Origin of the sequence: Serratia sp. H1w (assembly GCF_000633355.1) — a bacterium.
Lineage (GTDB): Bacteria > Pseudomonadota > Gammaproteobacteria > Enterobacterales > Enterobacteriaceae > Chania.
Genome location: NZ_AYMQ01000045.1, coordinates 152,524 through 164,464 on the forward strand (window position 1 = coordinate 152,524; position 11,941 = coordinate 164,464).

Here is an 11,941-nt window from a genome sequence, read left to right on the forward strand (position 1 = left end):
GGTGTTAACCAGCATATCGCGCTGTTCCTGATGATAAACAGCGCAGATTTAATCCGGATTTTATCCTGTTTACACCGCTTGTTTCTGACATTGAGAGTTGCTTTGCAGAAGAAAATTCCTGTTTAATAACATGAAAAATAAAGTCTTATTAGAAAATATTGTCACAAATGTGCCTAAATCATTATTACTTATAGATAAAAGCGTTCTGGCGTCGTTTTGCTGGCCGTAGACAAGGGGCTGTAACTTGCAATCCGCCCGCTAGAAACAATGATTAGGTGTGACAAACAACAACAGCAACACTCACAACGACAGATGGGGATTAAGCGGATGAAATTAACAAAGGGTAAAGCGTTGCTGGCCGGTTGTCTCGCGATGGCTATTGGTCATGTTGCTATGGCAAAAGACATCAAAGTGGCCGTAGTTGGCGCGATGTCCGGCCCGGTGGCGCAGTATGGTGATATGGAGTTCACCGGTGCGCGTCAGGCGATTGCCGATATCAACGCCAAAGGCGGTATCAAGGGCGATAAGCTGGTAGCGGTCGAGTATGACGATGCCTGTGACCCGAAACAGGCGGTAGCGGTAGCCAACAAGGTCATCAATGACGGTATCCGTTACGTGATCGGCCACCTGTGCTCTTCTTCGACCCAGCCCGCTTCCGATATTTATGAAGACGAAGGCGTGATCATGATCACCCCGGCGGCGACTAACGCCGATCTGACCACCCGTGGTTACAAGATGATTATGCGTACCACCGGTCTGGACTCCGATCAGGGCCCAACGGCGGCCAGCTACATCCTCAATGACATCAAACCCAAGCGCATCGCCGTGATCCACGACAAGCAGCAATATGGTGAAGGCCTGGCGCGTTCAGTGCGTGACAGCCTGAAAAAGCAAGGTACCGACCCAGTGATGTTTGAAGGTATCACCGCTGGCGACAAAGATTTCTCTACTCTGGTCGCGCGTCTGAAGAAAGAAAACGTCGATTTCGTTTACTTCGGCGGCTACTACCCGGAAATGGGCCAGATCCTGCGTCAGGCCAAACAGGCCGGTCTGGCAGCCCGCTTTATGGGGCCGGAAGGCGTGGGTAACTCTTCGCTGTCCAACATCGCCGGTGCCGCGTCTGAAGGCATGCTGGTGACCCTGCCGAAACGCTACGATCAGGTACCTGCCAACCAGCCGGTAGTGGATGCGTTGAAAGCCAAAAAACTGGATCCGAGCGGGCCGTTTATCTGGACCACCTATGCCGCCTTGCAGTCTCTGGTCACCGGGATGGAGCGCAGCGGCAGCCAGGAGCCAGCCGATATCATCAAAGATCTGAAAACTGGCCAACCGGTGGAAACCGTCATGGGTCCACTGAGCTGGGATGACAAAGGCGATCTGAAAGGCTTCGAGTTCGGGGTGTTCGAATGGCATGCCGACGGTTCATCAACGCCGATTAAATAAGTCTGGTTTAAAGGTGGCTCCTGCTCCATCGGGAGTAGGGCCACCACGACAGCAAAATCTACAAACCGGGAATTCCCGGCGCCTGCAACGCCAGCAGGCCGTTGGGCCGCTCTTTGTCGGCCAGTACAACACCTTAGAAGGTCAGAGTATGTCAGAGCAGTTCCTCTATTTTCTGCAGCAGATGTTCAACGGCGTGACGCTGGGCAGCACCTATGCCTTGATCGCCATCGGTTACACCATGGTTTACGGCATTATCGGCATGATCAACTTCGCCCACGGCGAGGTGTATATGATCGGCAGCTATGTCTCCTTTATTGTGATCGCCGCCCTAATGATGATTGGCATCGACGTCGGTTGGGTGTTGATCGGCGCGGCGTTCATGGTGTCTATCGTCATTGCCAGCGCCTATGGCTGGAGCATTGAACGCGTGGCTTACAAGCCAGTGCGCAGTTCCAAGCGTCTGATTGCGCTGATTTCCGCCATCGGGATGTCGATATTCCTGCAAAACTACGTCAGCCTGACGCAAGGTTCGCGTGATGTGGCACTGCCAAGCCTGGTCACCGGCCAATGGGTGCTGGGTGAGAGTAACGGCTTTGCCGCGACCATCAGCACCATGCAGCTCATCATCTGGGTGGTCACCTTCCTGGCGATGCTGGCCCTGACGTTGTTTATCCGTTATTCGCGTATGGGTCGCGCTTGCCGTGCCTGTGCGGAAGATTTGAAGATGGCCAGCCTGCTGGGCATCAATACCGACCGGGTGATTTCGCTCACCTTCGTGATCGGGGCCGTGATGGCGGCGGTGGCGGGCGTGCTGCTCGGTCAGTTCTACGGCGTGATTAACCCTTACATCGGCTTTATGGCCGGGATGAAAGCTTTCACCGCTGCGGTGCTGGGCGGGATCGGCAGTATTCCTGGCGCGATGATCGGTGGGTTGGTTCTGGGTGTGGCCGAAGCGCTCACCTCGGCTTATCTGAGTACCGAATATAAAGACGCGGTGTCTTTCGCCTTGCTGATTGTGGTGTTGCTGGTGATGCCAACTGGCATCCTTGGGCGTCCGGAGGTTGAGAAAGTATGAAACTCGGTCTGCTTAACGCCTGTATTGCCACGGTCGTGCTGTTTGTCATGGCCTCCTTCCTGATGGGGATGCAACTGAGCCTCGACGGCACCAAGCTGGTGGTGCACGGCGCCGCCGAAGTGCGCTGGATGTGGATTGGTATCGGTTGTGTGGTGGTATTTTTCTTCCAATTGTTGCGTCCGTTGATGCAGCACGGGATGAAGAAAATCTCCGGCCCTGCGTTTGTATTGCCAAGCTTTGATGGTTCGACCTTGCGTCAGAAAGTGCTGGCGGCGGCGATCATTATTGCTGCCGTAGTCTGGCCGTTCCTGGTGTCGCGCGGTACGGTGGATATCGCCACCCTGACGCTGATTTACGTCATGCTGGGGCTGGGTCTGAACGTGGTGGTCGGCCTTTCCGGCTTGCTGGTGCTGGGCTACGGCGGCTTTTACGCCATCGGTGCCTATACCTATGCGCTGCTGAACCATTATTACGGCCTAGGGTTCTGGGAAAGTCTGCCGCTGGCGGGGATTGTTACCGCCGTCTTCGGCTTCCTGCTCGGTTTCCCGGTGTTACGCCTGCGGGGAGACTATCTGGCGATCGTCACGCTCGGCTTTGGCGAAATCGTCCGTATCCTGTTGCTGAACAACACCGAAATCACCGGTGGGCCGAACGGCATCAGCCAGATCCCGAAACCGACCTTCTTTGGCCTGGAGTTTAACCGCAGCGCCCGCGATGGCGGCTGGGATACCTTCCATAACTTCTTTGGTCTGAAATACGATCCCAGCGACCGCATCGTGTTCCTCTATCTGGTGGCGCTGCTGTTGGTGATACTGACGCTGTTTGTGATTAACCGTCTGCTGCGCATGCCGCTGGGCCGCGCCTGGGAAGCGTTGCGTGAAGACGAGATCGCCTGCCGTTCACTGGGCTTGAGCCCAACCAAGATCAAACTGACCGCCTTCACCATCAGTGCTGCCTTTGCCGGTTTTGCCGGGACGCTGTTTGCCGCGCGCCAGGGCTTTGTCAGCCCGGAATCCTTCACCTTTGTGGAGTCTGCCTTTGTGCTGGCGATTGTGGTGCTGGGTGGCATGGGCTCGCAGTTTGCGGTGATCCTGGCGGCGATTTTGCTGGTGGTGTCCCGTGAGCTGATGCGCGATCTGAACGAATACAGCATGTTGCTGCTGGGGGCGCTGATGGTATTGATGATGATCTGGCGGCCACAGGGGCTGCTGCCGATGAAACGCCCGCAGTTGAAGTTGAAAGTGGCTGATATCAAAGCGGTGAAGGGGGAGCAGGCATGAGTACTCAACCTTTACTGGCGGTTGCCGGGCTTTCGATGCGCTTTGGTGGTTTGCTGGCGGTAAACAACGTCGCGTTGGAACTGCATCAAGGTGAGATTGTCTCGCTGATCGGGCCGAACGGCGCAGGCAAGACCACGGTGTTCAACTGCCTGACCGGATTCTATCGCCCGACCAGCGGCACCATCAAACTGCGCGATCGCCATCTGGAAGGGCTTTCCGGCCAGACCATTGCCCGTATGGGCGTGGTGCGCACCTTCCAGCACGTACGCTTGTTCCGCGAAATGACGGTGATTGAAAACCTGCTGGTGGCTCAGCATCAGCATCTGAAAAGCGGCGTGTTTGCCGGTTTGCTGAAAACCCCGGCGTTCCGTCGTGCAGAGGCCGATGCGCTGGAGCGCGCGGCGGTATGGTTGGAACGCGTTGGTCTGTTGGAGATGGCTAACCGTTCGGCGGGCAACCTGGCCTATGGCCAACAGCGTCGGCTGGAAATCGCCCGCTGCATGGTTACGCGCCCGGAATTATTGATGCTGGACGAACCGGCGGCGGGCCTCAACCCGAAAGAAACCGATGAGCTGGACCACCTGATCGTCGAGCTGCGCGACCAGCATCAGGTATCAGTGCTGTTGATTGAACATGATATGAAGCTGGTGATGGGGATTTCCGATCGCATCTACGTGGTGAATCAGGGAACGCCGTTGGCGCAAGGCTCACCGGCAGAAATCCGTAATAACCCGGACGTGATCCGGGCCTATCTGGGCGAATAAGCATATGTTGTCATTTAATCAGGTTTCCGCCCATTACGGCAAAATTCAGGCGCTGCATCAGGTCAGCCTGAACATTCAGCAAGGGGAGATCGTCACCCTGATCGGGGCCAACGGCGCGGGTAAAACGACGCTGCTCGGCACGCTATGCGGCGATCCCCGAGCCACTGAGGGTTCTATCACGCTGCTGGATCAGGACATCACCCAGTGGCAGACTGCGAGCATCATGCGTGAGGCTGTGGCGATCGTACCGGAAGGGCGGAGGGTATTTTCCCGCATGACGGTGGAAGAGAACCTGGCGATGGGCGGTTTCTTTGCCGATCGCGAGCAGTATCACCAACGCATCGAACGGGTCTTTACCCTGTTCCCGCGCCTGCTGGAGCGCCGTAGCCAGCGTTCTGGCACCATGTCCGGTGGCGAGCAGCAGATGCTGGCCATTGGCCGTGCGCTGATGAGCCAGCCGAAGTTACTGCTGTTGGACGAGCCTTCGCTCGGGCTGGCCCCGATCATCATCCAGCAGATTTTCGACATCATCCAGCAGCTGCGTGAAGAGGGAATGACCATCTTCCTGGTAGAACAAAACGCCAACCAGGCACTAAAACTGGCGGATCGTGGTTATGTGCTGGAAAATGGCCGCGTGGTGTTGGAAGATACGGGGGCCGCATTGTTAGCAAACGAAGCAGTGCGATCGGCCTACCTGGGCGGTTAAAAATACCCGTCGTCTTTCAAGCTACAGCGTTGTTAGCTGCACATGTTGACCCCAGTCACTTACCCAAAAGTAAGCTCCTGGGGATAAACATGTTTGCTGCCTAGCTGTAACTTGAAATCCATAGGGTATTGGGTGGTATTGACTTATGAGGGGCATACTTATTGTATTGCGCCTATATATTAACGATTACGAGAACAAGCAATGAAGACTGAAGGACTACTCGCGCAGCGCATCGTAAAAGTCAAAAGCTCGGCAATCCGTGAATTGCTCAAGCACAGCAAAATGGAAAACGTTATTTCGCTGGCGGGTGGCATTCCCTCTGATGCGCTGTTTGATTTCGAAGGATTGAGCATTGCGACTCAGCAGGCCATTACTGAACAGCCAAAAAGCGCTTTCCAGTATGGGCTGACCGAAGGCAGCGAACGGCTGCGTGAAGGTATCTGCACGCTGTGCGCACAGCGCGGCGTAAATGCCCGGCCGGAAGATATCGTGGTGACCGCAGGCTCTCAACAGGCGTTGGATCTGGTGATGCGTGCGGTAATCAACCCAGGCGACGTGTTTGTGGTTGAACGCCCGACCTATCTGGCGGCACTGCAAACGCTGGAGCTGGCGGAGGCCAACATTATGTCCGTCTCTTCCGACAGCGACGGCATGGTGGTGGATGAACTGGCCGAACTGCTGAAAACCCAAAAGATCAAAGGGGTGTACGTGGTGCCGAACTTCGGCAACCCGAGCGGCCTGACCCTGAGCGCCGCACGCCGTGAGCAGTTGGTTAAACTGGCGGTGGAATATAACTTCCTGATTATCGAGGATGACCCGTACGGTGAACTGCGTTTCACCGAAGAGCGTAATGCCACGCTGTATCAGGTTTCGCAGCAGGTGCTGGGCCATACTGAGAACATCATCTACACCTCCACTTTCTCCAAGATCCTGGCACCAGGCTTGCGCCTGGGTTGGGCTATCCTGCCGCCGTTCCTGCTGCATAAAGTGGCGATCATCAAGCAGGCGGCGGATCTGCATGCCAGCGCGCTGTCGCAGAGCATCGTCGAATGCTACCTGGGGCTGGATCGTTTATCGGCGCAGATCGAAAAGATCCGCACAGCCTATAAACACAAGGGTGAGATCCTGGCCGGATTGGTGGAAAAAGAGCTGGGTGATGTGATCAGCTTTGATATGCCGAAAGGCGGTATGTTCCTGTGGGCGCGTTTCCGTCAGCCGTTCGATGCTACCGAATGGCTGAAAACCACCCTGAAACAGGGCGTGGTGTTTGTGCCAGGGGAATACTTCTTCTCTGACAAACCGGATCGTTCCACCTTCCGCCTGTCGTTTGCCACGGCAACCGAACAACAGATGCAAGAGGCCGTCGCCCGCCTGCGTCGCTCGCTGTAATTTCTCTGTGGCGGTAGGGTTAACCTTACCGCCGACATCAAACCGCCATCTGCACTTCACCTCGTCGTCATCTAGCTGTCATCTAAAGACTATTTTTCTGTCATCCGCGCATGGCATGTTAACTTCCGAACAAAAACTGTTTCTTTTCGCTCACGCGTTTTGATCACACCAGCTTTTTCAGGAGTTAGGCATGTTTACTCACGCGATTAAAAAAACCACATTGTGCGTTACGTTGGCCCTGGCGCTCGGCGGTCAGGCATTAGCGGCAACCGAGATCCCGTTCTGGCATTCAATGGAAGGGGAACTGGGCACCGAAGTGGATTCTCTGGCAGATCGCTTCAACCAAACGCACAGCGATGTGAAGATCGTCCCGGTTTATAAAGGCAACTACGAACAAAGCCTGGCGGCGGGCATTGCAGCCTATCGCTCAGGCAAGGCGCCGGCGATCCTACAGGTTTACGAAGTGGGCACCGCCACCATGATGGCGAGCAAGGCGATCAAGCCGGTATATCAGGTATTCCAGGAGTCGGGCGTCAAGTTCGATGAATCGGTGTTTGTGCCGACCGTGGCCGGTTACTACAGCGATAATAAGAGCGGCCATCTGCTGTCCCAGCCTTTCAACAGCTCCACCCCGGTGCTGTATTACAACAAAGACGCCTTCAAAAAGGCGGGCCTGAACCCGGATCAACCGCCGAAAACCTGGCAGGAGCTGGCAGCCGATGCGGCCAAACTGCGCGCGGCTGGCATGAAGTGTGGCTACACCAGCGGCTGGTTGGGCTGGATCCAACTGGAGAACTTCAGCGCCTGGCATGGTGTGCCGTTCGCCAGTGAGAACAACGGCTTTGGGGGGACCAATGCCAAACTGGAGTTCAACCAGCCGCTGCAGGTCAAACACATCCAGTTCCTGCAAGATATGAACAAGAAGGGTGATTTCACCTACTACGGCCGTAAGGACGAACCTACCGAGAAGTTCTACAACGGCGACTGCGCCATGGCAACGGCTTCTTCCGGCTCACTGGCCAGCATCCGTAAATACGCCAAATTTGATTTCGGCGTGGGCATGATGCCTTTTGACGCTGATGCTAAAAACGCTCCGCAGAACGCCATTATCGGCGGGGCCAGCCTGTGGGTGATGAACGGTAAAGACGCTGCGACCTACAAGGGCGTAGCGGAGTTTCTGCAATATCTGGCCCAGCCTGAGATTGCCGCCGAGTGGCTCCAGAAGACCGGCTACCTGCCGATCACTACTGCCGCTTACGAGTTGACCAAGCAACAGGGCTTTTACGACAAAAACCCAGGGGCCGATGTGGCTACCCGTCAGATGTTGAATAAGCCACCGTTGGCGTTCACCAAAGGGCTGCGTCTGGGCAATATGCCGCAGATCCGCACCGTGGTGGATGAAGAGCTGGAAAGCGTGTGGACCGACAAGAAAACTCCACAGCAGGCGATGGATGCCGCAGTACAGCGCGGTGATGTATTGCTGCGCCGCTTCGAAGCCTCGACCAAGTAAGCGTCAGATTGGGCACTATTCAGCCAAACGACATCGATCCACTCCCTCTCCCTTTGGGAGAGGGTTGGGGTGAGGGGCCCATATCGCTCCTCATCCCCATTTAACGGTTAACCCTATGTCATCATCCCGTCCCGGTTTCGGCTGTAGCTGGCTACCCTATGTTTTAGTGCTGCCACAACTGCTAATCACCGTCGTCTTCTTCCTGTGGCCTGCCGGCCAGGCGCTGTGGTACTCGGTACAAAGCGTCGATCCGTTCGGCCTCTCCAGCCAGTTTGTTGGGCTGGACAACTTTAAGCAGCTATTCCAGGACCCGTATTATCTGGATTCGTTTTACACCACGCTGCTGTTCAGCTTCCTGGTCGCCGGTATTGGCCTGCTGGTGTCGTTGTTCTTCGCTGCGTTGGTGGACTATGTGCTGCGCGGCAGCCGTTTCTATCAGACGTTGATGATCCTGCCCTATGCGGTAGCCCCCGCCGTGGCAGCTGTGCTGTGGATCTTCCTGTTCAGCCCGGGTATGGGCTTGATCACCCACGTGCTTGCCGGTTTCGGCTACGACTGGAACCACGCGCAAAATAGCGGCCAGGCGATGTTCCTGGTGGTGTTGGCCTCTGTATGGCAGCAGATCAGCTATAACTTTCTGTTTTTCCTGGCCGCGTTGCAATCCATCCCGCGTTCCCTGGTGGAAGCGGCAGCGATCGACGGGGCTGGCCCAGTTCGGCGTTTCTTCAATCTGGTGCTGCCGCTGATCACGCCGGTGAGTTTCTTCCTGCTGGTGGTGAACCTGGTCTATGCCTTCTTTGATACCTTCCCGGTGATCGATGCCGCGACCGGCGGTGGGCCGGTACAATCGACCACTACGCTGGTGTACAAGATTTATCGCGAAGGCTTTGCCGGTTTGGATCTGTCCAGTTCGGCGGCGCAATCGGTGGTACTGATGCTGCTGGTGATTGGCCTGACGGTGATCCAGTTCCGCTTTGTTGAACGTAAGGTGCGCTACCAATGATTGAGAACCGACGCGGGCTGGATATCTTCAGCCATACGATGCTGATCCTCGGCGTGCTGGTGGTGCTGTTTCCGCTGTACGTGGCCTTTGTCGCCGCTACGCTGGACGATCAGCAGGTGTTCCAGGTGCCGATGACGTTAGTCCCAGGTGGGCATCTGTGGGACAACATCCGCCATATCTGGCAGGGCGGCGTGGGCACGCTCAAGGTGCCGTTCTCGATGCTGCTGCTCAACAGCGTGATCATGGCGCTGGCGATCACCTGCGGCAAGATCGTGGTCTCGGTGCTGTCCGCTTATGCCATCGTGTATTTTCGTTTCCCGCTGCGCAGTCTGTTTTTCTGGCTGATTTTCATGACGCTGATGCTGCCGGTTGAAGTGCGTATTTTCCCGACGGTGGAGGTGATTTCCAACCTCAACCTGCTGGATAGCTATACCGGCCTGACGTTACCGCTGATGGCCTCGGCCACCGCCACCTTCCTGCTGCGCCAGTTCTTTATGACCCTGCCGGATGAGTTGCTGGAGGCGGCCCGCATCGACGGTGCTGGGCCGATGCGCTTCTTTTGGGACATTGTGCTGCCGTTATCAAAAACCAATCTGGCGGCGCTGTTTGTCATCACCTTTATCTACGGCTGGAACCAGTACCTGTGGCCGATCCTGATCACCAGCGACGCCTCGATGAGCACCGCGGTAGCGGGGATCCGCAGCATGATTTCCACCTCCGGTGCGCCGACCCAGTGGAATCAGGTGATGGCGGCAATGATTTTGACTTTGATCCCGCCGTTGGCGGTGGTTCTTCTGATGCAGCGCTGGTTTGTACGCGGCCTGGTTGATAGCGAGAAGTAATAATATGGCAGGTTTAAAACTACAGGCGGTCACCAAGTCTTACGACGGCAAAACGCCGGTGATCAAGCAAATCGATCTGGACGTGGCCGACGGCGAATTTATTGTGATGGTTGGCCCTTCCGGCTGTGGCAAATCGACGCTGCTGCGGATGGTCGCCGGGCTGGAGCGCACTACCAGCGGCGATATTTACATCGATACGCGGCGCGTCACCGATCTGGAACCGAAAGATCGTGGCATCGCCATGGTGTTCCAGAACTACGCACTGTATCCGCATATGAGCGTGTACGACAATATGGCCTACGGCCTGAAAATCCGTGGCTTTGGTAAACAGCATATCCGCCAGCGGGTGGAGGAAGCGGCGCGTATCCTGGAATTGGAGCCGTTGTTGCAACGTAAACCGCGTGAGCTTTCCGGTGGCCAGCGCCAGCGGGTGGCCATGGGACGCGCTATTGTGCGTGAGCCTGCGGTGTTCCTGTTCGATGAGCCATTATCCAATCTGGATGCCAAATTGCGCGTCCAGATGCGCCTGGAATTACAACAGTTGCACCGTCGTCTGAAAACGACCAGCCTGTATGTGACTCACGATCAGGTTGAGGCGATGACGCTAGCGCAGCGGGTGATTGTGATGAATAAAGGCGTTGCGGAGCAAATTGGTACCCCGAGTGAGGTTTATCAACGCCCGGCTACGCTGTTTGTCGCCAGCTTTATCGGCTCCCCGGCGATGAACCTGCTGCCCGGCACGCTGAGTATGGACGGTAAACAGCTGCATTTGGCCGGAGGCATGGTACTGGATCTGCCCGAAGCTCAGCCAAAATGGGGCGGGCAGGAGTTGACGTTGGGTATCCGGCCGGAGCATATTCAACTGAGTACGCGCGAGCAGGGCGGTATTCCGTTCGAACTGCAAACGCTGGAACTGCTTGGTGCCGACAATCTGGCACATGGCCAGTGGGGGAATTCAGGCGTGATCGTTCGCCTGAGTCATGAAACCCTGCCGCCTGCGGGCAGCGTCCTGCATTTGCAACTGCCTGCGTCGGCGCTGCACTTTTTTGCTACCCACAGCGGATCACGGATGGAATGATGACTACAGCCTGGCCTTATCCCCACATTGTCGCCCATCGCGGCGGTGGTTCTCTGGCACCGGAAAATACCTTGGCGGCAATTGACGTTGGCGCGCGCCATGGCCACAAGATGATCGAGTTTGACGCCAAGCTGGCGCAGGACGGGCAGATTTTCCTGCTGCATGATGACACGCTTGAGCGCACCAGCAACGGTTGGGGCGTGGCAGGCGAATTGCCTTGGGAAAAGCTGGTAGAGCTGGACGCCGGTGACTGGTACAGCTCGGCCTTTAAAGGGGAGCGTTTGCCGCTGCTGTCGGATGTGGCGGAACGCTGTCAGCAGCACGGCATGATGGCCAACATTGAGATCAAGCCAACCACCGGCAGTGACGAGGAAACCGGCCGGGTGGTGGCGTTTGCCGCCAGCATGCTGTGGCAGGGGCAAACCGAGCCGCTGCTCTCTTCCTTCTCGGTGGAAGCCCTGGCGGCGGCACAACTGACCGCACCGGAGTTGCCACGCGGCCTGTTGCTGGATAAATGGGATGAGAACTGGCGTGAGCTGACCGAGCGTCTTGGCTGCGTCTCGTTGCATATCAATCATAAGGAATTGACCGCCGAACGCGTCGTGGCGCTGAAAGAGGCCGGGCTGCGTATTCTGGTGTATACCGTCAATCAGCCGGAGCGAGCGCGTTTACTACTGAGCTGGGGCGTTGACTGTATTTGCACTGACCGGATAGACCTCATCGGCCCAGATTTTCCAAACGCTTAAATTTAAAGACTACCCCTCACCCTAACCCTCTCCCCAAAAAGGAGAGGGAAGCGTATGTGCTACATGTTAGCCCCTGCGTCTGACCTTAACACGGGCGCAGCATGC

Annotated in this window: 11 protein-coding genes; all 11 read left to right on the plus strand. The window is 56.4% G+C overall.

Annotated features, from left to right (window positions below):
* Positions 1–327: 327 nt before the first annotated feature.
* The 11 genes from U869_RS0109345 to ugpQ all read left to right on the plus strand — a co-directional run bounded on the left by U869_RS0109345 (position 328) and on the right by ugpQ (position 11,836).
* Positions 328–1,443: a branched-chain amino acid ABC transporter substrate-binding protein gene (locus tag U869_RS0109345; RefSeq protein WP_025120112.1), complete on the plus strand. Its 1,116-nt coding sequence runs from the start codon at positions 328–330 to the stop codon at positions 1,441–1,443.
* Positions 1,444–1,591: 148 nt separating this feature from the next.
* Positions 1,592–2,518: a high-affinity branched-chain amino acid ABC transporter permease LivH gene (livH, locus tag U869_RS0109350; RefSeq protein ID WP_025120111.1), complete on the plus strand. Its 927-nt coding sequence runs from the start codon at positions 1,592–1,594 to the stop codon at positions 2,516–2,518.
* The gene (locus U869_RS0109355; RefSeq protein WP_025120110.1) at positions 2,515–3,798 is read left to right on the plus strand and encodes a high-affinity branched-chain amino acid ABC transporter permease LivM; all 1,284 of its coding nucleotides are present in this window, start codon (positions 2,515–2,517) and stop codon (positions 3,796–3,798) included. Before livH ends, U869_RS0109355 begins: the two co-directional genes overlap by 4 nt.
* Positions 3,795–4,562, plus strand: coding sequence for a high-affinity branched-chain amino acid ABC transporter ATP-binding protein LivG (gene livG, locus U869_RS0109360; protein WP_025120109.1), 768 nt, complete (start codon positions 3,795–3,797; stop codon positions 4,560–4,562). The genes U869_RS0109355 and livG overlap by 4 nt, the downstream gene beginning before the upstream one ends.
* A gap of 4 nt (positions 4,563–4,566) precedes the next feature.
* Positions 4,567–5,268 carry a high-affinity branched-chain amino acid ABC transporter ATP-binding protein LivF gene (gene livF, locus U869_RS0109365; RefSeq protein ID WP_025120108.1) on the plus strand — a complete coding sequence of 234 codons (702 nt, stop codon included), beginning with the start codon at positions 4,567–4,569 and terminating at the stop codon, positions 5,266–5,268.
* A gap of 201 nt (positions 5,269–5,469) precedes the next feature.
* A complete protein-coding gene (locus U869_RS0109370; RefSeq protein WP_025120107.1) occupies positions 5,470–6,657 on the plus strand; it encodes a PLP-dependent aminotransferase family protein in 1,188 nt (395 codons plus the stop codon).
* A 190-nt stretch (positions 6,658–6,847) separates the two neighbouring features.
* On the plus strand, positions 6,848–8,167 hold the full coding sequence (ugpB, locus tag U869_RS0109375) for a sn-glycerol-3-phosphate ABC transporter substrate-binding protein UgpB (RefSeq protein WP_025120106.1): 1,320 nt from the start codon (positions 6,848–6,850) through the stop codon (positions 8,165–8,167).
* Positions 8,168–8,282: 115 nt separating this feature from the next.
* A complete protein-coding gene (gene ugpA, locus U869_RS0109380) occupies positions 8,283–9,170 on the plus strand; it encodes a sn-glycerol-3-phosphate ABC transporter permease UgpA (protein WP_025120105.1) in 888 nt (295 codons plus the stop codon).
* Positions 9,167–10,012, plus strand: a complete 846-nt coding sequence (ugpE, locus tag U869_RS0109385) for a sn-glycerol-3-phosphate ABC transporter permease UgpE (protein WP_025120104.1) — start codon at positions 9,167–9,169, stop codon at positions 10,010–10,012. The genes ugpA and ugpE overlap by 4 nt, the downstream gene beginning before the upstream one ends.
* A gap of 4 nt (positions 10,013–10,016) precedes the next feature.
* On the plus strand, positions 10,017–11,090 hold the full coding sequence (locus tag U869_RS0109390) for a sn-glycerol-3-phosphate import ATP-binding protein UgpC (RefSeq protein ID WP_025120103.1): 1,074 nt from the start codon (positions 10,017–10,019) through the stop codon (positions 11,088–11,090).
* Complete coding sequence (ugpQ, locus tag U869_RS0109395; RefSeq protein WP_025120102.1) at positions 11,090–11,836, plus strand: glycerophosphodiester phosphodiesterase; 747 nt, start codon at positions 11,090–11,092, stop codon at positions 11,834–11,836. The genes U869_RS0109390 and ugpQ overlap by 1 nt, the downstream gene beginning before the upstream one ends.
* Positions 11,837–11,941 lie beyond the last annotated feature (105 nt).

Bases quoted from the DNA above. Each gene is read 5' to 3' on its own strand.
- ugpE (WP_025120104.1), top strand. From the start codon at position 9,167: ATGATTGAGAACCGACGCGGGCTGGATATCTTCAGCCATACGATGCTG.
- ugpB (WP_025120106.1), top strand. From the start codon at position 6,848: ATGTTTACTCACGCGATTAAAAAAACCACATTGTGCGTTACGTTGGCC.
- livF (WP_025120108.1), top strand. From the start codon at position 4,567: ATGTTGTCATTTAATCAGGTTTCCGCCCATTACGGCAAAATTCAGGCG.
- U869_RS0109370 (WP_025120107.1), top strand. From the start codon at position 5,470: ATGAAGACTGAAGGACTACTCGCGCAGCGCATCGTAAAAGTCAAAAGC.
- ugpA (WP_025120105.1), top strand. From the start codon at position 8,283: ATGTCATCATCCCGTCCCGGTTTCGGCTGTAGCTGGCTACCCTATGTT.
- U869_RS0109355 (WP_025120110.1), top strand. From the start codon at position 2,515: ATGAAACTCGGTCTGCTTAACGCCTGTATTGCCACGGTCGTGCTGTTT.
- livG (WP_025120109.1), top strand. From the start codon at position 3,795: ATGAGTACTCAACCTTTACTGGCGGTTGCCGGGCTTTCGATGCGCTTT.
- ugpQ (WP_025120102.1), top strand. From the start codon at position 11,090: ATGACTACAGCCTGGCCTTATCCCCACATTGTCGCCCATCGCGGCGGT.
- U869_RS0109390 (WP_025120103.1), top strand. From the start codon at position 10,017: ATGGCAGGTTTAAAACTACAGGCGGTCACCAAGTCTTACGACGGCAAA.
- U869_RS0109345 (WP_025120112.1), top strand. From the start codon at position 328: ATGAAATTAACAAAGGGTAAAGCGTTGCTGGCCGGTTGTCTCGCGATG.
- livH (WP_025120111.1), top strand. From the start codon at position 1,592: ATGTCAGAGCAGTTCCTCTATTTTCTGCAGCAGATGTTCAACGGCGTG.